The 20,123-nt window shown below is 70.7% G+C and carries 15 protein-coding genes; 9 read left to right on the plus strand and 6 right to left on the minus strand.

The genetic code is table 11. The features are described from left to right. The first annotated feature begins 9 nt into the window (after nt 1-9). The 3 genes from ngg to C882_RS23500 all read left to right on the plus strand — a co-directional run bounded on the left by ngg (nt 10) and on the right by C882_RS23500 (nt 3,515). A complete protein-coding gene (ngg, locus tag C882_RS17625; protein ID WP_009542018.1) occupies nt 10-1,800 on the plus strand; it encodes an N-acetylglutaminylglutamine synthetase in 1,791 nt (596 codons plus the stop codon). Nucleotide 1,801: 1 nt separating this feature from the next. Further along, complete coding sequence (locus C882_RS17630) at nt 1,802-2,935, plus strand: osmoprotectant NAGGN system M42 family peptidase (RefSeq protein WP_009542019.1); 1,134 nt, start codon at nt 1,802-1,804, stop codon at nt 2,933-2,935. Nucleotides 2,936-3,014: 79 nt separating this feature from the next. Next, a complete protein-coding gene (locus C882_RS23500; protein ID WP_009542020.1) occupies nt 3,015-3,515 on the plus strand; it encodes a DUF6647 family protein in 501 nt (166 codons plus the stop codon). A gap of 128 nt (nt 3,516-3,643) precedes the next feature. Here C882_RS23500 and C882_RS17640 read toward each other — a convergent pair whose 3' ends face one another. From C882_RS17640 to C882_RS23505, 3 genes are all read right to left on the minus strand, one after another. Further along, nucleotides 3,644-4,282 carry a biotin transporter BioY gene (locus C882_RS17640; protein WP_009542021.1) on the minus strand — a complete coding sequence of 213 codons (639 nt, stop codon included), beginning with the start codon at nt 4,280-4,282 and terminating at the stop codon, nt 3,644-3,646. A gap of 116 nt (nt 4,283-4,398) precedes the next feature. Next, on the minus strand, nt 4,399-6,201 hold the full coding sequence (locus C882_RS17645) for an ABC transporter ATP-binding protein (RefSeq protein WP_009542022.1): 1,803 nt from the start codon (nt 6,199-6,201) through the stop codon (nt 4,399-4,401). Between the two features lie 90 nt (nt 6,202-6,291). Next, nucleotides 6,292-6,912: a methyltransferase domain-containing protein gene (locus C882_RS23505; RefSeq protein WP_052000211.1), complete on the minus strand. Its 621-nt coding sequence runs from the start codon at nt 6,910-6,912 to the stop codon at nt 6,292-6,294. A gap of 212 nt (nt 6,913-7,124) precedes the next feature. Between C882_RS23505 and C882_RS17655 the strand changes: the two genes are divergently transcribed. Then, nucleotides 7,125-7,874, plus strand: a complete 750-nt coding sequence (locus C882_RS17655) for an endonuclease/exonuclease/phosphatase family protein (protein WP_009542024.1) — start codon at nt 7,125-7,127, stop codon at nt 7,872-7,874. Here the strand turns inward: C882_RS17655 and C882_RS17660 are convergent. Then, a complete protein-coding gene (locus tag C882_RS17660; RefSeq protein ID WP_009542025.1) occupies nt 7,871-8,560 on the minus strand; it encodes an NnrU family protein in 690 nt (229 codons plus the stop codon). The two genes, C882_RS17655 and C882_RS17660, sit on opposite strands and share 4 nt — an antisense overlap. Before the next feature lie 93 nt (nt 8,561-8,653). Here C882_RS17660 and C882_RS17665 point away from each other — a divergent pair, with 93 nt between their 5' ends. The 4 genes from C882_RS17665 to C882_RS17680 all read left to right on the plus strand — a co-directional run bounded on the left by C882_RS17665 (nt 8,654) and on the right by C882_RS17680 (nt 13,751). Continuing rightward, nucleotides 8,654-9,895 carry an NnrS family protein gene (locus tag C882_RS17665; RefSeq protein ID WP_009542026.1) on the plus strand — a complete coding sequence of 414 codons (1,242 nt, stop codon included), beginning with the start codon at nt 8,654-8,656 and terminating at the stop codon, nt 9,893-9,895. 78 nt (nt 9,896-9,973) lie between these two features. Next, nucleotides 9,974-10,714, plus strand: coding sequence for a response regulator (locus C882_RS17670; protein WP_043646279.1), 741 nt, complete (start codon nt 9,974-9,976; stop codon nt 10,712-10,714). After that, on the plus strand, nt 10,711-12,144 hold the full coding sequence (locus C882_RS24125; RefSeq protein ID WP_009542028.1) for an ATP-binding protein: 1,434 nt from the start codon (nt 10,711-10,713) through the stop codon (nt 12,142-12,144). The genes C882_RS17670 and C882_RS24125 overlap by 4 nt, the downstream gene beginning before the upstream one ends. Nucleotides 12,145-12,206: 62 nt before the next feature. After that, nucleotides 12,207-13,751 carry an AMP-binding protein gene (locus tag C882_RS17680; protein WP_009542029.1) on the plus strand — a complete coding sequence of 515 codons (1,545 nt, stop codon included), beginning with the start codon at nt 12,207-12,209 and terminating at the stop codon, nt 13,749-13,751. A 274-nt stretch (nt 13,752-14,025) separates the two neighbouring features. Here the strand turns inward: C882_RS17680 and C882_RS17685 are convergent, their stop codons facing one another. Next, nucleotides 14,026-14,634, minus strand: a complete 609-nt coding sequence (locus tag C882_RS17685; protein WP_009542030.1) for a thermonuclease family protein — start codon at nt 14,632-14,634, stop codon at nt 14,026-14,028. Nucleotides 14,635-14,715: 81 nt separating this feature from the next. Then, nucleotides 14,716-15,021 carry a hypothetical protein gene (locus C882_RS25095; protein WP_160166795.1) on the minus strand — a complete coding sequence of 102 codons (306 nt, stop codon included), beginning with the start codon at nt 15,019-15,021 and terminating at the stop codon, nt 14,716-14,718. A gap of 82 nt (nt 15,022-15,103) precedes the next feature. On the opposite strand from C882_RS25095, the gene C882_RS23515 reads away from it, so the two are divergent. Beyond that, on the plus strand, nt 15,104-20,110 hold the full coding sequence (locus C882_RS23515) for a PAS domain S-box protein (RefSeq protein ID WP_160166796.1): 5,007 nt from the start codon (nt 15,104-15,106) through the stop codon (nt 20,108-20,110). Nucleotides 20,111-20,123 lie beyond the last annotated feature (13 nt).

The raw sequence follows: 20,123 nt of genomic DNA on the forward strand, positions 1-20,123 counted from the left end.
CCGACCCTCATGGGCAAGAAGACCCACCCGCCGCCGCACCAGCATCACCGGCTGGAAAGCAACGCTTCGCCGTCACTCAAGAACTGGGGCGAGTTGCCGCGCGATCCGGCCGCCCGCGCCATGGACAAGGCCGTCGTGGTGGAATGCGGCTGGGGGCGGCTGATCTTCGCGCAGACCTTCGACGACCCGCGCGACGCCGCCGAACTGCTGCGCACCGAGCGCCCAGGCCGGCGCGACATCGTCTTCTATATCCGCGACCCGCATGTGGCGCTGGCCCATGCGCCGCAGGAGCTGTTCCTGGACCCCAGCCACACCTTCCGCCTGTGGCTCAACCGCTACCGCCCCGCGCGGCAGCGGCGGCAGGGCTTCACGGTACGGCTGGTGCGCACGCCCGAGGAATGCGACCAGGTCAACCGCATCTACTCCAGCCGCGGCATGGTGCCCTTCCCCGACGACTTCCTGTGGGCCAACCGCAACTCGCGCGTCGTCACGGTGCTGGTGGCCGTGGACGATCACTCGGAGGACGTGGTCGGCGTGGTGACCGGCGTCGACCACAAGCGCGCCTTCAACGACCCGGACAACGGCTCCTCGCTGTGGGCGCTGGCCGTGGACGGGCAGACCCACCTGCCCGGCATCGGCGAGGCGCTGGTGCGCCAGTTGGCGGAGCATTACCAGGCGCGCGGGCGGGCCTTCATGGACCTGTCGGTCATGCACACCAACGAGATGGCGATCCGCCTGTACGAAAAACTGGGCTTCGAGCGCGTGCCCGTGTTCACGCTCAAGCACAAGAATTCCATCAACGAGCGCCTGTTCATCGGGCCCGAGCCGGAAGCCGACCTCAACCCCTACGCCCGCATCATCGTCGACGAGGCCCGCAGGCGCGGCATCGCGGTGGAGGTGCTGGACGAGGAAGCAGGATACTTCGCGCTGTCCCACGGCGGGCGGTCCATCGTCTGCCGCGAAAGCCTGACCGAGTTGACCACCGCCATCGCCATGTCGCGCTGCGACGACAAGGCTGTCACGCGCCGCCTGCTGGAAAAGGCCGGCCTGCGCGTGCCACGCCAGCAGGCGGCCGGCGCGGCGGAGGACAACGCGGCCTTCCTTCAGCGGTGCGGGCGGCTGGTGGTCAAGCCGGCGCGCGGGGAACAGGGCCAGGGTATTTCGGTCGACCTGTCCGACGCCGAGGCCGTCGAACGCGCGGTCGGGGAAGCCCGGCGCTTCTGCGAGACCGTGCTGCTGGAGGAATTCTGCGCGGGTCAGGACCTGCGCATCATCGTCATCGACAGCAAGGTCGTGGCCGCCGCCACCCGGCGCCCCGCCGCCATCACCGGCAACGGCCGCGACACGCTGCGCACCCTGATCGAGCACCAGAGCCGCCGCCGCGCCGCGGCCACCGGCGGGGAAAGCCGCATCCCGACCGACGCTGAGACCGAACGCTGCCTCGCCGACGAGGGCCTGGATTGGGACTCTGTGCCTGCGGACGGGCGCGAGATCGTCGTGCGCAAGACCGCCAACCTGCACACCGGCGGCACCATCCACGACGTGACCGAGCGCCTGCACCACACGCTGGTGGAAGCCGCCGTCAAGGGCGCGCGGGCGCTGGACATTCCCGTGGTGGGGTTCGACTTCCTGGTGCCCGACGTCGCGGGCCCGGACTACGTGATCATCGAGGCCAACGAGCGCCCCGGCCTCGCCAACCATGAACCCCAACCGACGGCCGAGCGTTTTATCGACTTGCTGTTCCCGCAGACGCGCTTCGCGCCGCTCGCCGACCGGTCCAACCAGATCAAGGGAGAGTGACTTGCGCCGCCTGGAGGTGGACACCGATTACCTGCTCCGTGTCCTTTTCATGATGCTCAACACGCCCAGCCCGACGGGCATGACGGACACCATCGTCCATTATGTCTGCGGCGAGCTTGAGAGCATGGGCATCGACTATGAATTGACCCGCCGGGGCGCCATCCGCGCCAACCTTCCCGGCGTGCGTTACAGCCCCGACCGCGCCATCATCGGCCACGTCGACACGCTGGGCGCCATCGTCAAGGGCCTGAAGGACAACGGCCGCCTGGAACTGGCGATGATCGGCCACTGGTCGGCCCGCTTCGCCGAAGGCGCGCGCTGCACCATCTATGGCGACGATCACAAGACCTTCCGCGGCACGATCATGCCGCTCAAGGCCTCCGGCCACGCCTTCAACGAGGAAATCGACACCCAGCCGACCAGTTGGCAGAACGTGGAAGTGCGGGTGGACGAATTCTGCCACACCAAGGCCGACCTTCAGCACGTCGGCATCAACATCGGCGACCACGTCTCCATCGACGCCCAGCCGGAAATCACGGACACGGGCTTCATCAACTCCCGCCACCTGGACGACAAGGCGGGTGTCGCCGCCATGCTGGCCGCCGCCAAGGCCGTCCAGGACAACGGCGTGGAGCTGCCCGTGGACTGCCACCTGCTGTTCACCATCTCCGAGGAAGTGGGTGTTGGCGCCTCGTCGATCCTGCACGGCGACGTGGCCGAAATGGTCTCGGTGGACAACGGCACCATCGCGCCTGGCCAGAACACCAGCGAATACGGCGTGACCGTTGCCATGCAGGACATGACGGGTCCCTTCGACTGGCACCTGACGCGCCGGCTGATCGGGCTGTGCAGGGAGTTCGGAATCGAGCACGAGCGCGACGTCTTCCGCTATTACCGCTCGGACGCCGCCTCGGCGCTGGAGGCGGGCAACGACATCCGCGCCGCCCTGGTCTGCTTCGCCGTCGACGGCAGCCACGGCTGGGAGCGCACCCACATGAAGAGCCTGGAGGCCATGGCGCGGCTTCTGTCGCTCTACATGCAGACCGACCCCGCCTTCAAGCGCGACCGCCGCGCCATCGGGCCGAAGGCGGACTTCCCCAGGCAGCAGATGCAGTACGAGGACGGGGCGGAGTAGGACGCCCCACCCCTGATCGGACGACGGCAGCTGCGGTGCACGCTATTCTTAAGCGAAGCCGGGACGATGGAGGGCTGTCATGGCGCCATCGCGCATTCTCTGCGCCGTGCTGGCGCTTCTGCTTCTTTCAGGGCCGGTCGGTGCCGGCTCCACCGACACCACGGTGCGCGACATGACGCACTGGGTTGCGGCGGAAATCGAAGTACCGGCACCCCCGCCCCCCGTGGTGGCGCGCACCGACCAGGCGGACCTTCGCCGGCGCTGCTTTCCGGGTTTCCGCTTCGAGGACGCGCCGGGCGTCCGGGGCGCCTATGATCCCGCGACCGGCGTCGTCCTGCTCGATGACGCCTGCGATCTGTCGCGGCTGGAGGACGCCAGCTACCTGCTGCACGAAATCGTCCACCACGTCCAGCTTCACAACGGCCTGGACAAGACGGCCCGCTGCCGTGCCGAACTGGAGGGCCAGGCGTTCCGTCTTCAGGTTCAGTGGCTCGAGGAACAGGGGGTCGCAGACCCGCTGGCCCTGCTGGGCACCGACGAGCGCACCCTCAGGATGCTGGAGACCTGCCCGCCCCGCTAATGCCCTGCGATCAAACGCGATCGAAAAAGAGCGAATAGGGTCGCGACGGCGCCCCCGCGCCGGTCAGGCGCGTGCCCCTTAGTGGCGCCTGAAGCCGAAGGCGCGCGCGGAAGCGCGCACACCGCCGATCAGGTGCGACCGCGCCTGATCGGAAATGCTCCAGGCTGCTCGCGCCGCCGCTCCACCAGCGCCCACAGGGCGGGCAGCAGGCACATGCCGAGGCAGACCTTCACCACCTCCGCCGGAAGGAAGGGCACCACGCCCACCGCCAGCGCCTCGGCCGGGCCGATCAGCGCCGCGAGCCACGCCCCGCCAGCGGCTACGATCACCGTCAGCCCCAGCGTCAAGGCGAGGCCCGCGCCGAACAGCCGGCGGTCCCATCCGCGGTCCGCCAGCGCGCCCACCAGGGCGGTAGCCAGCACGAAACCCATCAGGTAGCCGCCCGTGGGGCCCATCATGTACGCGATGCCGATGCCGCGCTCCGGCGTCCCGGCAAAGACCGGCAGCCCGGCCGCTCCCGCCGCCAGATAGGCCAGCACGGTACCCGTCCCGAGTCGCGCGCCATAGGCGCTTGCCAGCAGCAGGACAGCCAGGGTCTGAAGGGTCATCGGCACGGGCCAGAACGGCACCCGCACCCACGCCGACAGCGTCAGCACCAGCACGCCCAGTCCCACCAGAACCGCAGCCTGCGCCGCCGGATGGACGCGGGCGGGAAAGAGCGTGCGTGCCAGGGGAAGGGTGGGAACGGAGGAGCCGCTGTGCATCATGAGCAGGACCTTATGGACCGGAACCAGGGGCGCGTTTCAAGTGCTCCCATACATCCGCTTAGCCCGTAGGTGCACGGTTGTAAAGTCGCAGACCTTCGCGAACGCTGCCCTGAGACCTAAGGCGCAAGGGCGATATCCTCTCCGCCCTGCCCCGGCGCCTGTTCGGCGGCGAACTGAAGCTGGTAGAGCCGCGCGTATGCGCCGCCCTTGCGCAGCAGATCCTCGTGCGTGCCGCTCTCCACCAGGCGCCCGGCGTCGATGACGTGGATCAGGTCGGCATTGGTCACCGTGGACAGGCGGTGCGCGATGACCAGCGTTGTGCGGCCGCGCATCAGGTCTTCCAACGCCCCCTGCACCTGCCGTTCGCTTTCGGTGTCGAGCGCGCTGGTCGCCTCGTCCAGCAGCAGGATGGGGGCGTTCTTGAGCATGGCACGGGCGATGGACAGGCGCTGGCGCTGGCCGCCGGACAGCTTCAGGCCGCGCTCGCCGACGATGGTGTCGTAGCCCTGGGGCAGCGCCGCGATGAACTCGTGCGCGGCGGCGTTGCGGGCGGCGGTCTCGATTTCCTCCCGCGTTGCGCCGGGCTTCCCGAAGCCGATGTTGGCGGCCACCGTGTCGTCGAAAAGAACCACCTCCTGGCTGACCAGCGCCACGGCGTCACGCAGGCTGTCCAGCGTGACCGCCCGCACGTCCTGGCCGTCGACGGTCACCCGCCCCTCGGTGGCGTCGTAGAAGCGCGGGATCATGTTCATGACCGTCGACTTGCCGGACCCCGACGGCCCCACCAGCGCCACGGTCCTGCCCGCCGGAACGTCCAGATCCAGGCCGTGCAGCGCCGGGCGCTCGTCGGTCTCGGCGGCGTCGTAGCGGAAGGTGACCCCCTCCAGCCGCACATGCCCGCCCGACAACAGCAGCGGCTGGGCGTCGGGTGCGTCGGTGATGGCGGGGCGCGTGTCCAGCACGTCGAACAGGCGCTGGGCGGCGCCCATTCCTTCCTGGATGACCGTGTTCAGGTTCGCGAGCGCCTTCAACGGCCGGTAGGCCATCATCAACGCGGTGATGAAGGAGAAGAACGCCCCCGTGGTGGTCACGCCCTCGATCACCCGCAAGCCGCCGTAGACGATCACCACCGTCACCGCGATGCCGCCCATCATTTCCATGATGGGACTGGAGGCGGCACGGGTCAGCGCGCCCTTCTGGGTCAGGCGGTAGACGGTCTCCGTCAACTCGGCGACACGGCCCTGCTCCACCCGTTCCATGCGATAGGCCTTGACCATGCGGATGCCGGCGAAGGACTGCTCAAGCAGGGTGTTGAAGGCGCCCATCTGCTCCTGGGTGTTCACCGACACCTTCCGCATGCGCCGGCCCAGGCGGGCCACCGGATAGATGGCGATGGGAAACACCAGGAAGGCCGCCGTCGCCAGGACCCAATCCTGGTAGAACATCACGCCGATCAGCGCGGCGGCGGTCAGCGCATCCTTGCCCACGCCGGTGATCCCGTTGGAGACGGCGGCGCGCAGCAGGTTCACGTCGACCAGGAAGCGCGACACCAGCGAGCCGGTCTTGTGCGCCTGGAAGAACGCCACGTCCTGGCTGGTGAGGTGTGCATAAAGCCGGTTTTGCAGGTCGGCGATGGCGCGCAGGCCGACATGGCTCATGAGCCCGGACTGGCTGTACTCGGCGATGCCCTTGACGGCGAAGGTCGCCAGCACGGCGATCGCCACGGGCCACAGCATGGACTTGTCCTTCTGCGAGAACACCTGGTCCACCACCGGCTCCATGAGCCACGCCGTCATGCCCTGCGCGGCGGCGGCCACCGCCATGGCGACGACGGCAAGGCCGATGCGCGCGGCATAGGGGCGCACGGCCTCGCGCAGGAGGCGGCCGAACAGTGCGCGGGTGGAGTGTTTGCGAGACAAGGAAAACGGCTTTCACGGCTTGCGACAAAGCGTGTTTCTAACGCCTTGCCGCCCGCCCGTAAATGCCGGCGCGTCCTGGTCGGCCCGGCGTCAGAGCGTATAGCTGAGGCACCACAGCCGCTCGCCCATGTCCAGCCTCAGCGCGCGGGCGTCGGGAGCCGTCTCGCGCACGCGGGCGCGCAGGTCGTCTTCGGCCATGGCGCCGGAGCGGGCCTCGGGCTCGCGGGCATCCACCAACACCACCGCGGCGCCCGGCCCAAGCCGCCGGTGCAGCAGCGTCAGGACGTCGGTGCGATATGTATTCCCGCCTCCGGCGCAGAGGAAAGCGGCGAAGCCGCCATCGAAGGCCCCGCCCAGCCGCGGCAGGTCCTCGGGCGCGGCCTGCAATAGCGCCACCCGGTTGGCAGGCAGGCGACGGGCGGCGGCGCGGCGCAGGGCGGCGGGATCGTCGGTCAGGGCCGTGACGGCCTGCGCGGCCTGCGCCAGATGCGCCGTCCACCAGCCGTCGCCGCACGCCGGCTCAATCACCGAGCGCCCGGCCAGCACCCCCTGCACGCGCCCCACCACGCCGCGCAGCTCCCGCTGCACACGGGGATCGGCCAGAAGACGGTCCACCCGCCCCTGCCGGGCGCCGGACGCCGGGGGCGGGACGACACACGCATCGGGCGGCGCGGCGACCGTTGAGTGGGCGTGGTGCTGATGCGACGACATGATTCCTCCGCGCGGCGGGACCTCTGGCGGGTCCGTACCTGTTGGCTCCCCGACAGTGTATCCGGCAGGGATGACAGAACCATGACTTGGCGTTGAAACAACAGAGAAGATACCGCCGCCCGTCATATACAACTGCCTCAAGTCATCCGCCTTTACCGCATTTTGTAGAAGGGTCAGAGTAAAGAGCACTCCTTTTGCGGGAATTTCCGGCTGTGCCCTGCACCATCGTCACGCTGAACACCTGGAAGGGCGACGGCGCCTACCGCGCCCGCCTGCGGCTCATGGCCGCGGGGCTGGCCGTGCTGGCACCCGACGTTGTGCTGTTGCAGGAGGCGCTCGCCAGCGCCGACGGCGGCCTGGATACCGCCGCCCATCTGGCCGACGCCTGCGCCCTGCCCCACCGTGTCCGCCACGACGGGCGCCGGAAGGCACGCATGGTGGAGGGACGGCGGCTGGACACGACCTCGGGCCTCGCCGTCCTGTCGCGGCGGCCGATCACCGGGCACCGGGTCGTGGAGCTTCCCGCCGACCCGCGCGACGGCGACCGCCAGGCCGTGATCGCCCGCACCACGGACGCCGAGGGCGCGGCGGTGGTGATCGCGACGACGCACCTGACGCACCTGAAGGACGCCTCCGTCCTGCGGCTGGCCCAGCGCGACGCCGTGCTGGCGGCGCTGGCCGATGCCGGCGACCGGCCGGTGGTCCTGGGCGGCGACTTCAACGCCGGTCCCGACGACCCTGTGATCGCAGAGCTTTCAGGACGCCGGGCCGGCGGCGTGGATTGGACGCCGCCGACGCTGCTGCCGGATGACGGGCGCGGACGGGCGGACTGCCTCGACCACCTGTTCCTGCTGCGCGGGCCGTGGCGCGTGGCGGATGTGGCGCGGGTCCTGGACGTCGCCGACCCGGCGACGGGCCGTTATCCCAGCGACCATGCCGGGGTGATGGCCGTCTTCCGCTAGAGGACGCCGACCCAGGGCTGAACGCCGATCACCGGGCCGTGCAGGTGCAGAAGGGCGGCATAGACCACCAGCCCGCCCAGCAGCGGCACCCAGCCCGGCCAGACGTCCCGCAGCCGGGCGCGGCCGGAGACCACCGCCGCAAACGGCCAGTTGGAGGTGCGCGCGCTCAGGCGCCGCCATTCGGCCTGCCCCAGCTCCTTGCGGGCCTTGGCGTCGATGCCGTAGGGGCCGGCCAGGCTCAGGACCAGCAGAAGCCCGAACAGCACCGCCGAGGCCAGATCCTCGTTGGCGACCAGATGTCCGGCCGCCCACAGGATGAAGGCCCAGATGAGCGGATGGCGGGTGATCGCCAGCAGGCCCGGGCGGTCGGGATCGAAGCCCCGCCGCCGCACGCCCACGGAGAGCGGATTCGCCACCACCAGGGCGCCGACGCCCAGGATGCAGGCGATGGGCATGGTCACCAGCGGCACCCAGGCCGCCCATCCCTGGTAGTCCCAGACGGGCACGTAGGGCGCGCGGACGTAGGCCATGGCCACCCAGGCCAGGACCACCAGGCTCAGCACGGAATAGCCGGCCAGATAGGGACCGCGCCCGATGGTGCCGACGATGCGCGCCCGCAGGGGCCGCGCGGCGGGCAGGCTGTGGGTCAGAAGGAAGACGGCGACGGCGAGGAACAGTTCGGTCATGACAAACGTCAAGTCGTAGGAGGTTCAGTCGATGCAGCCTATCCTAAACCCGGCCAGCCGGCCTTCCTTTGATTGGGATCAAGACCACACGCCATGACAGACTCCGCCGCCGCCCCCGACGCCGACGACGCCCGCCGCCGCGCCGGGGCCTTCGACCGTCCGCCGTTGATCCTGTTCCGCTCGGGCTTTCGCGCCTTCTTCCTGCTGGCCGGCCTTCAGGGCGCCTTCGCCATGGCGCTGTGGACGCTCTGGCTGTCCGCGCCCGCCGGCGGGGCGCTCGGCGCGGCGGCCGACCCCGTGGGATGGCATGCGCACGAGATGCTGTTCGGCTACACCGTCGCGGCCGCCGCCGGTTTCCTGCTGACCGCCGTGCCCAACTGGACCGGCACCGCCGCGGCGAAAAGCTGGACCATCGTGCTTCTGGCGACGCTGTGGCTGGCGGGGCGCGTCGGCATGTGGCTGGCCGGGATCATTCCCGCCTGGTTGACGGCGGCGCTGGACCTGGCGTTCCTGCCTGCCCTGATCGCCGTCCTGGCGACGGCGCTGCTGCCGGTGGGCAACCGGCGCAACCACGTCTTCCTGCTGCTGCTGGGCGTGTGGTGGCTGTGCAGCCTGCTCGACCACGTGGCCTTCATGGGGCTGGAGCCGTCGGGCACCTACGCCCGGCGGCTGGCCGTGGACGTGGCGGCGATCATGATGATCATCGTGGGCGGCCGCATCGTGCCGTCGTTCACGCGCAACTGGCTGAAGGCGCAGGGCCGCACCGACTCGGTGCGCGTGGATACGGGGCTGGAGCGTGTCTCCATCCTGCTCGCGTTCCTGGTGATGATCCTGCACGCGCTGGGCGCCTGGGACTGGATGGTCGGCCTGGTCGCCCTGCTCGCAGGGGTTTCCGTGCTGTGGCGGCTGGGGCGCTGGAGCGGCTTTTCCACCCTGAGCGAGCCGATCCTCTTCATCCTGCACGTGGGCTATGGCTGGATCGGCATCGCCTTCCTGCTGGAGGCCGCCTCGCTGCTGGCCGACTGGGTGCCCTATACCACCGCCTGGCACGCCATGACCGCCGGGGCTGTGGGCACGCTGACTCTGGCGGTGATGACGCGCGCCGCACTGGGGCATTCCGGCCGCCCCATCGTCGCCGCACCCCTGACCATCGCCGCCTACGTCCTGGTGAACATGGCCGCCCTGGTGCGCGTCTTCGGGCCGCTCATCAAGCCCGAGGGCTACACAGCCCTCGTGAGTGCCGCAGGCTGGCTGTGGGCGCTGGCCTTCATCTGCTACCTGATCGTCTATCTGCCGCTGTACCTGCGGCCGCGCGCAGACGGCAAACCGGGATGACAACAACACTCTGTAACACAGGGTAACAGCACTGTTTTCCGGCTCGCAGGGCGGGGTGCGGGCGCCTACAATGGCGGCATGAGCACCGCCACCCCGCACCTTCTAGTGGTCGATGACGACGCCGAGATCCGCGACCTGCTGGACCGCTTCCTGACGAAGCACGGCTTCACCGTCTCCACCGCCGCCGACGGCCCCGCCATGCATGCCCGTATGGCCGAGGCCGCGCCGGACCTTTTGGTGCTCGACCTCATGCTGCCGGGCGAGGACGGGCTGTCCCTGTGCCGCGCGTTGCGTGCGGCGGGCGACCGCACGCCCATCATCATGCTGACCGCGATGGGCGAGGACGTGGACCGTATCGTCGGCCTGGAAATGGGCGCCGACGACTACCTTCCCAAACCCTTCAACCCGCGCGAGCTGGTGGCCCGCGCCAAGGCCGTCCTGCGGCGTGCCGAGCCACATGCGACGGCCGATCCCCCTGGCGGCGGCGACGCCGAGCCGCCCGCCCTTTACCGCTTCGCCGGCTTCACGCTGACCCCCGCCACCCGCGCCTGCACCGGCCCCGACGGCGCGGCGGTGGACCTGTCGGCCGGCGAGTACGACATGCTCATGGCGTTCCTGGAGCACCCCCGCCGCGTGCTCAGTCGTGACCAGCTTCTGGACCTGGCGCGCGGACGGCAGGCCATGCCGTTTGACCGCAGCGTCGACATCCAGGTCAGCCGCCTGCGCCGCAAAATCGAGCCCGACCCGAAGAACCCGACGCTCATCAAGACGGTGCGCGGCGGCGGCTACCTGTTCACGCCCGAGGTCGTCCGGCCATGACCGCCCCCGCGTCCGCCAAGGTGCCGCGCCGGCGGCTGGCCCTGCTGCCCGACAGCATTACCGGCTGGTTCCTGCTGGTGCTGGCGGGGGTGCTGATCTGCTCGCACCTGGCGGTGCTGGCCGTTTATGCCCGCGACCGGCACCAGGCGCTGGAAGCCGCCGGTTTGCGGCAGGCGGCGGCGCGCATGGCGGCCGCGGTGGAAACCGTGGGCGCCGCCCCGGCAGAGGCGCGGGCGCCCATCGTCCGCGCCATGGGCGGGCCGGGCTTCCACCTGGGCCTGACCGATACGCCCCTTGCCGAGCCGGGCCGCGGCGGCGCCCTGGCCCGCGTGCTGGCGCAGCTTCTGGCCGAGCGCCTGCCCGAAGGCACCGACATCGTCGTCGGCCGCCTGAACCGCGACGCCCTGCCCGAGCGGGGACCGGGGCATGGTCCGGGCATGGGTCCGGGCGCGCGTCACCACATGATGATGAACGCCGCCCGGCCGGGCCAGGACCTGACCCACTTGGCCGCCTCGGTCCGCCTGCCCGACGGCGCATGGCTGACGGGCCTTGCCCTGCTGGAGCGGCCGGAGCGGCTGTGGCGCCCGGCCTTCCTGGGCTGGGTGACGGGCCTCGTCCTCGTCGTCGCCGCCGTCGCCTGGTGGGGGGTCCGGCGCGCCGTGCGCCCCCTGCGGGTGCTGGAAGCCCACGCGGCGCGGCTGGGGGTGGACGTCGCCCATGCCGAGCCTCTGCCCGAGTCCGGCCCGCGCGAGGTGCGCGGCGCCGCCACCGCCTTCAACGAAATGCAGCGCCGCCTCACCCGCTACGTCGAGGACCGCACGCGGATGCTGGCGGCCATCTCCCACGACCTGCGCACGCCTATCACCCGCCTGCGCCTACGCGCCGAGCTGATGGACGACGACGGTTCGGGCGACCGCGCGAAGATGCTCCGTGACCTGGAGGACATGGAACGCATGATCGCCGCCACCCTGGCGTTCGCCCGCCAGGACGCGGCGGCAGAGCCGGTGGAGCCGCTGGACCTGGCCGCCCTCCTGCGCGACGTCGCCGAGGGCCGGACCGCCACCGCCGTCGAGGCGCCGGAGGAGCTGGACATCCTGGGCCGGCCGACGGGCCTGCGGCGGGTCTTCGCCAACCTGTTGGACAACGCCGAAGCCTATGGCCACGCCTGCCGCGTGACGCTTCGCGCTAACGAGGATGCGGCGGTCGTGACGGTGGACGACGACGGCCCCGGCATCCCCGCCGCCGAGCGCGAAAAGGTCTTCGCGCCCTTCTACCGGCTGGAGGGCTCGCGCTCGCGGGAGACGGGCGGCACGGGCCTCGGCCTGTCGGTGGCCCGCACCATCGTCCACGCCCACGGCGGCACCATCGCCCTGTCCGACGGGCCAGGGGGCAAGGGCCTGCGGGTGACGGTCGTGCTTCCGAATGGGTGACGGCGGGCACGCGCATCGCTACCCTGGTGCCCCAATAAGAATGCCAGGGAGTCACACCGTCCATGAATGTCGCCAGCCTTCTCGTCCGCGCCGCCGGATGCGCCGGGGACCGCGTCGCCGTGCAGCACGGCACCACCACGGTCGCCACCTATAGCCAACTGGCCGACCGGGTGACGCGGCTGGCGCGTGGCTTGGCCGACGAGTTGGGGCTGCACGCCGGAGACCGGGTGGCGCTGGTGATGACGAATTGTCCAGATTATGTCGACGTTTTATTCGCAATCTGGCATGCCGGCCTGGTCGCCGTTCCAATGAACGCGAAGCTCCACGCCATGGAGTTCGACTTCATGCTGGACGACGCCGGCGCGAGCGTCTGCCTCGTCACCCCCGACAAGGCCGCGACGGTGGCGGAGGCACCCTCCGTCAAGGCCGGGCAGGTGCGGCTGGTGGAGGTGGGATCGGCCGGCTACACCCGGCTGCTGCAGGCCGAGCCGCTGCCGATGGTCGAGCGCGATCAGGACGATATGGCGTGGCTGTTCTACACCAGCGGCACCACGGGCAAGCCCAAGGGCGCCATGCTGTCCAACCGCAACCTGTTGACCATGACCGCCTGCTATGCCCTGGACGTGGACGCGGTGACGCCCGACGACGGCCTGCTGCATGCGGCGCCCATGAGTCACGGATCGGGCTTCTACATCCTGCCCCACGTGGCGGCGACGGCGCGGCAGGTGATCCCGGAAAGCGGCGGGTTCGACCCGGCGGAAATCCTGGCCCTGCTGCCCCGCCAGCCCAACCTGTCCTTCTTCGCCGCGCCCACCATGGTATCGCGGCTGGTCTCGCACCCGGGGCTGGCGGAGGCGGACACGGGCAACCTGAAGACCATCGTCTACGGCGGCGGGCCGCGCTATGTGGCCGATGCCCGGGCGGCCATGGAAGCGCTGGGCCCAAAGATCGCCCAGATCTACGGCCAGGGCGAAAGCCCCATGTGCATCACGGCGATGAACAAGGCCCAGCACGCCGACACCGGCCATCCCCGCCACAAGGCGCGGCTGGCGTCGGTCGGCCAGCGGCAGGCGCTGGTGGACGTGCGCGTCGGCGATCCTTCCGGCCGGGCGCTGCCACCCGGGGAGAGCGGCGAGGTGATGGTGCGCGGGCCGGCCGTCATGCTGGGCTACTGGCGCAACCGGGACGCCACGGCAAAGACCATCCGCGACGGTTGGCTATACACCGGCGACGTGGGGGCCCTGGACGCCGACGGCTACCTGACCCTGATGGACCGCAGCAAGGACGTCATCATCTCTGGCGGCACCAACATCTATCCGCGCGAGGTCGAGGAAGTGCTGCTCACCCACCCCGGCGTGCGCGAGGTTTCGGTCGTCGGGCGGCCGCACGCCGACTGGGGCGAGGAGGTGGTGGCCTTCGTGGTGACGGACCCCGCCGTCAGCCCGGACATGGAGCCGACGCCGGAGGCGCTGGACAGCCTTTGCCTGGCGTCCATCGCCCGCTTCAAGCGCCCCAAGGATTACCGCTATCTGCCGGAACTGCCGAAGAACAACTACGGCAAGGTGCTGAAGACCGACCTGCGCCGCCTGCTGACCGACGACGGGTAAGCCCGGACCGACCGTCAGCCCCGGGCGGGCGACGGTCGACAACGCGCCCCCCGTCACAATTCAGTCATAAAGCGCAGGGGAGCCATGCGATTTTTGCATTTACTTTCGATCGCACCGTGGGGCATGGTGCGGGTTCTTCCGGCGGCGGTGCTTCTTCCAGCGCCCGCCGCGCCCGCGGCTCTCCCCCCCTTGCTGTCCGCAGGCGCGGTGTCCCCGATCCCCATCCAAGGCGCGGATGGACGCCGCCGCCGGAACTCCCGACACCCACGCTTGGCTATTCGGCCTCCGACGGTTTCCGCTCGGCGGCCTCGTCGCGTGTCTTCTCGGCCAGTTGCTCCCGCTCCGCCGGCAGACGCTCGCCCGCCAGCCATTGCTCGGGCGGCACCCAGGCGCTGCCCCAGAGGCCCAGTTCGGCCGTGCGCGCCTGTGCCTCGGCCTGGGCGTAACGGTCGCCGGTGGCCACTGCCCGCCCCTGCTTGACCAGCGTTTCCGCCACGTCGCGTCCCTCCACCAGACAGGTGACCAGGCCCGCCTCGCCGCTCGCCGCCGGCTGGCAGTCCAGCGGCTTGACGCTCAGGTCGACGATCTTGGCCAGGGCCGCCGTCGCCTGATCGCCGCAGGGCTCGAGCCGCCCGGCGCGTTCGCACTGCTGGCCCGGCACGGGCGTCTTGACGCCGGCCAACTGGACCGTGCGGCCGTCGATGCGCAGGGTGCGCCCGTCGACCACCTGGACCACCTGGCCGCCGCGCTCCAGCTTCGGGGCTTCGGCGGTCGAGGGAGCGCCGGCTGTACGCGGCTCCGCCTTCAGGTCCATGACACCACCCGCGAGCAGCGCCGCCAGGACGATGGCGCTCAGGACGGATGCTCCGGTCAGCTTGCTCATCAAGGGTCGTCTCCTGCCGGGTTCGGGTCAGGCTAGCCTCACCCGCGGGAATGGCGGCAATGGGCACGGAATGGGGCCATGTCATGGCGCGGCGTTTCCGGGACTCACGCCGTCCCGCCGCGCGGCGGGGCAGTGCTCCCGCCCGATCTGAACGGTCGCGTGGGTAATGCCGGAGCGATCCTCCGGTTCCGCTTGGATGTCCCTAAGGACGGCCCTGTCATCCGTATGCTCCGCCACTTGTGCATGCAGGCCGCCCGCCACCTCCACCGGCATGAGGCCGGTCGTCAGCGCCAGGGCGATGCGCACGCGGCGCGCGTTTCCGTCCGTCGCCGCAGCACCCATGCCGCCGCGCCGGTGGTCGGCGCCGGCCTGCATGATCGGCGTCACGTCCTTATCGCGTGGCTATCGTCCGGCGGCGTGCATGCCCTATAGTGGCAAGGGAACGATCGTTGTTGGTGGCCCGATGCCCGTGTCCGCGCCTCTTTCCTCTGCCTCCGTGTCGGCCCTGCTGGACCGCCTGTCGACCCCGGTGTGGGTGTTCGACATGGACCGCCCGCGGATCCTTTGGGCCAACGGGGCGGCCCTGACTTTGTGGGAGGCCGAGAGTCTGGAGGCGCTTTGTGCGCGGGATTTCTCCGACCGCACGGCGGCTGCGGCTGCGCGCACGGAAGCCTGTCGCGACAGCTTCGCCGCAGGCCGGATCGTGGAGGAGACCTGGACCTTCTATCCCGCCGGTCGTCCGACCGTCGCCCGCTGCCGCTGTCAGAGTATCGACTGGCCTGGCACCAATGCGGCCATGCTGGTCGAGGCCGACCGAGTCTCCGCCGCCGACGCCCCGCCCGACCTGGTCCGTGCCGCCGAGGCGCTGCGGCATGCGCCCGGCCCCATGGCGATGATCGCGCTGGACGGGCGGGTCCTTTTGCGGAACGCCGAGAGCCAGCGCCTGTTCGGAAATTCCGACAGCCTGCTGCAGGACAAGATCAACGACGACGGGCTGGCAGAAGCCATCCTGGCGCAGGCGGCCGCCGGAGAGGCCTTCGACCTGTGCCTGCCGGTCCACCCCCGCTCCGGCCCGGTTCGCTGGCACCTGATGCAGGTCACGCCCCTGAGCGACCCCGGCAGCGGCCGGCCGGTGGCGCTGCTGCACGAAACCGACATCACCGAAAGCCGCGAGACGGACCGCGCCCGCAAGGGCCAGCGGCGCATGTTCGAGCAGATCCTCGACACCCTGCCGCTGAACGTTTTCGTCAAGCGCGGCGACGGCCGCTTCGCCTTCATGAACGCGGAGACACTGCGAACCGTCGGCCGCAGCCGCGCCAATGCCGCCGGCTGCACCGACCGCGACCTGTTCCCGCCCGAGGTCGCCGCGCGCCTGGCCGAGGACGACCGCGAGGCCTGGGACACCGGCCGGCTCGACCTTAGGGAAGAGGCCCTCGTGCTGCCCGACGGGCGCACCGCCACGATGCTCGCCGGCAAGACCATCGTCCGCGACGAAACCGGCGAATGCCTGCTGGTCGGCTATTCCGTCAACATCGACGACCGCAAGGCGCTGGAGCAGGAGACGCGCCGGCAGAAGGATTTCGTGCGCGCCGTCATCGACAGCGACCCCAACCTGATCTTCGTGAAGGACCGCGCCAACCGCTTCCGGCTGGTCAACAAGGCCACCGCCGACCTGTTCGGCACCACGCCCGAGGCTCTGGAATACGCCGACAACGCCGCCGTGCACGACAACGCCGAAGAGGTCGACGGCTACGCCCGCCTGGACCGCGAGGTCATGGACACCGGTCAGCCGGTGGAGGTGGAGGAAACCTTCACCCTGCCCGACGGCCGGGTCCGCATCTACCAGACCCTGAAGCAGCCGATCGCGCTGGCCGGCGGCGGCACCGGCGCCCTGGCCGTGTGCGTCGACATCACGCGGCTCAAGCACGCCTCGCAGGATGTGGCGGCGCGCGAGGCGCGGCTGCGGGCGATCCTGTCCACCGTGGTCGACGGCATCGTGACCATCACCGCCGACGGCGTCATCCAGAGCGTCAATCCGGCCACCGAGCGCATCTTCGGCTACACCGGCGAGGCCATGGTCGGCCGCGCCGTCGATGTGCTGATGCCCGAGGCCTATGCCGCCGACCCCGGCCGCGGCATCCGGCCCCTGTTGCAGGACAACGGGCCGCGCAAGCTGGGCGTGGTGCGGCGGCTGGACGGCCGGCGCAGCGACGGCACCGTCTTTCCCATGGAAATTGCCGTGAACACCGTGGAGGAAGGCGGGCAGCGGCTGTTCATCGGCGTGGTCCGTGACGTCACCACCCGCGCCCGGGCCGAGGCGGCCCTGCGGGAAAGCCAGCAGCGGTTCCGCGACTTCGCCGAAAGCGCCTCCGACTGGTTCTGGGAGATGGGGCCCGACCTGCGGTTCGCCAACGTCATCGCGCCGGGGTTTGCCGATCCCTACCACATTCACACCCACCTCATCGGGCGCCGCCGCGACGAGTTGATGGCCCCCACGACGGAGCCCGAGGTCATCGCCGCGCACATGGCGGAGCTTGAGGCGTGGCGGCCGTTCAAGGACCTGCGCTATCGCGGCATCGACCCCGCCGGACGGGTGCGCTGGCTGCAGGTTTCCGGCAAGCCGGTCTTCTCGGTCGACGGCGCGTTCCTGGGCTATCGCGGCACCGGCCGTGATGTGACCGAGCAGATAGAGGCCGAGGAGCGCGTGGCCTCGGCCGAGCGCCGGCTGATGACCGCCATTTCCGCCATCTCCGAGGGCTTCGCCCTGTTCGACGCCGACGACCGCCTGGTGCTGTGCAACCAGCGCTACCGCGACATCTACCGCGGCATCTCGGACCTGCTGGAACCCGGCGTGTTCTTCGAGAACCTGGTGTGGGCGGCGGCGGAGCGGGGCGCCTTCGCCCAGACCGGCCAGGACCTGCGCCGCTACTGCGAGCGCCGCATTGCCGAGCACCGCAACCCGACGGGCGTGCCGCTGATCCAGCACATGGCCGACGGCCGTTGGGTCCAGAGCGTGGAGCGGCACACACCGGACGGCGGCGTGGTCGGCACCCGCGTCGACATCACCGACCTGCAGACCGCCCGCATGGCGCTGGAGCGCCTGAACCGCCGCAACGAGCTGATCCTCAACTCCGTCGCCGACGGCATCCTGGGCGTCGACCGCCGCGGCGCGTGCATCTTTGCCAACCGCTCCGCCGCCGCCATGCTGGGCTTCGCACGGGACGACCTGGTGGGGGCGCCGCTGCATCCGTTGATCCACTACAAGCACGCCGACGGCAGCTTCCTGCCGCGCGAGGCCAGCCCGCTGGTCACCGTCGCCCGCGACGGCCGCCCCCGGGCGGTGGACGAGGACGTGTTCTGGCACAGGTCCGGCACGCCGCTGGATGTGGCCTACGCTGCCGCCCCCATCATGGACGACGGCGCCGTCTCGGGCGCGGTGATCGCCTTCCGCGACATTTCGGCCCGCAAACAGGCGGAGACAGAACTGCGCGAGGCCAAGGACCTGGCGGAGGCCGGCGCGCGCGCCAAGTCGCGCTTCCTGGCCACCATCAGCCACGAAATCCGCACGCCCATGAACGGCGTCATCGGCATGACGGGCCTGCTGCTCGACACCGACCTGGACAGCCAGCAGCGCCGTTTCGCCATGACCATCCGCGACAGCGCCGACGCCCTGCTGGCCCTGCTCAACGACGTGCTGGACTTCTCCAAGATGGAGGCCGGGCGGCTGGAGCTGGAGGTCAGCCCCTTCGCCCTGGGGCCCCTGGTGGAAGGGGTGGTCGACATTCTGGCCCCGCGCGCCCTGGACAAGGCGGTGGACGTCCACGCCCACGTCGACCCCGCGGTCGCCGGCACCTACCTGGGCGACGCCGGCCGTCTGCGGCAGGTTCTGCTCAACCTCGTGGGCAACGCAGTGAAGTTCACCGACACCGGCGCGATCACGATAAGCGTCGAGTCCGCCGCCGCGCCGGGCGACGAGGACGTCGTGCGCTTCATCATTGCCGACACCGGCTGCGGCATCGCCGCCGACGTGCTGCCCACCCTGTTCCAGGAGTTCAACCAGGGCGACGGCGATGCCGCCCGCCGCGCCGGCGGCACCGGGCTGGGGCTGGCCATCAGCCGCCATCTGGCCGAGGCCATGGGCGGCGTCATCGAGGCCGAGAGCACTCTGGGCGCCGGCAGCACCTTCACCGTGACCCTGCCGCTGCCGCGCGCCCTGCACGGTGCGGGCCCGGCAGTAGCCGCCCGTCCGCTGGCCGAGGCGCGCCTGCTTCTGGTGGCCGCGCCCGGCCCCGCGCGCGATGCGCTGACCCGGCACCTGCGCGGGGCCGGTGCCGCCGTCGCCCTGGCCGACGACGGTGCCGCCGGCGCGGCGCGGCTGGCGGAACGCTCGGTGCTGGCGCCCCCCGGCGCGCCCCGGTTCGACGCCGTGGTGGTGGATGGCGCCCTGTCCGATGCCGGGGCTCCCCTCGTGCGCCGGCAGGAGGACGCGGCGCTGGCACCGGTGCGGACGCTGCTGCTTGAAGGCTGGGCCGAGCCCGCCTCCGCCGTGCGGGCCGGGGCGGACGCGGTCCTGCCGCGTCCGGCGCGCCAGAGCGAACTGCTTGCCGCGCTGGCCGATCTCATCGCTGGCCGGGTGCCCGCGCCGGGTCCAGCCACGCCGCCGCCGTGCCGCACCACGGCTGCGCGCCGGCTCCGTATCCTGGTGGCCGAGGACAACCCGGTGAACCAGCAGGTGGCCCAGCGCATGCTCGAACGCCTGGGCCATCATGTGGACCTTGCCGCCGACGGCGTGGAGGCCGTGGACGCTGTGCGTGTCCTGCCCTACGATCTGGTGGTCATGGACATGCAGATGCCCGAGATGGACGGACTGGAGGCCACGCACCGGATCCGCGCCATGGGCCCGCCGCTGGACACCATGCCCATCGTCGCGATGACCGCCAACGCCCTGCCCAGCGACCGCCAGGTCTGCCTGGATGCGGGCATGACCGACTACATCGCCAAGCCGGTGGACCTGGACGGCCTGGCAATGGTAATCGACCGGGCGATGGGCGCCGCTCCCCCGGCCGAAGGCGCCGGCGCCGCGCCGCCGCCCGTTCCGCCGGTACCTGAGGAGGCCGAGCCCGGCAGCCATGCCGGACTCATCGACGGCGAGAAGCTGCGGGAACTGGAGGACCAGATTTCTCCCGAACTGGTCCGGGAATTGCTGACTACGTGTCTCAGCGAAGCGGACGGTTTCGCCCGGGCCATTGCCGAAGGGGCAGAGGCCGGGGACCTGGATCAGGTGGAATACGCCGCGCACAGCCTGAAAGGCAGCGCGGCGAACTTCGGCCTGAAGCGCCTCGCCGACACCGCATGGCGGCTGCAGATCGCGGCCGCGGGCGGCGATGCGGCGGCGCTTCCCGATCTGGTGGGCGATCTGCGACGCACCCTGCAACGCAGCCGCGCCGCCTGCACCGACAAGCTGGCGGCCGGCTGATCCGAAAACGGAG

Source organism: Caenispirillum salinarum AK4 (assembly GCF_000315795.1).
Lineage (GTDB): Bacteria > Pseudomonadota > Alphaproteobacteria > Rhodospirillales > Rhodospirillaceae > Caenispirillum > Caenispirillum salinarum.

Bases quoted from the DNA above. Each gene is read 5' to 3' on its own strand.
- ngg (WP_009542018.1), top strand. From the start codon at position 10: ATGGGCAAGAAGACCCACCCGCCGCCGCACCAGCATCACCGGCTGGAA.
- C882_RS23500 (WP_009542020.1), top strand. From the start codon at position 3,015: ATGGCGCCATCGCGCATTCTCTGCGCCGTGCTGGCGCTTCTGCTTCTT.
- C882_RS17640 (WP_009542021.1), bottom strand. From the start codon at position 4,282: ATGATGCACAGCGGCTCCTCCGTTCCCACCCTTCCCCTGGCACGCACG.
- C882_RS23505 (WP_052000211.1), bottom strand. From the start codon at position 6,912: ATGTCGTCGCATCAGCACCACGCCCACTCAACGGTCGCCGCGCCGCCC.
- C882_RS17660 (WP_009542025.1), bottom strand. From the start codon at position 8,560: ATGACCGAACTGTTCCTCGCCGTCGCCGTCTTCCTTCTGACCCACAGC.
- C882_RS17665 (WP_009542026.1), top strand. From the start codon at position 8,654: ATGACAGACTCCGCCGCCGCCCCCGACGCCGACGACGCCCGCCGCCGC.
- C882_RS17670 (WP_043646279.1), top strand. From the start codon at position 9,974: ATGAGCACCGCCACCCCGCACCTTCTAGTGGTCGATGACGACGCCGAG.
- C882_RS24125 (WP_009542028.1), top strand. From the start codon at position 10,711: ATGACCGCCCCCGCGTCCGCCAAGGTGCCGCGCCGGCGGCTGGCCCTG.
- C882_RS17680 (WP_009542029.1), top strand. From the start codon at position 12,207: ATGAATGTCGCCAGCCTTCTCGTCCGCGCCGCCGGATGCGCCGGGGAC.
- C882_RS17685 (WP_009542030.1), bottom strand. From the start codon at position 14,634: ATGAGCAAGCTGACCGGAGCATCCGTCCTGAGCGCCATCGTCCTGGCG.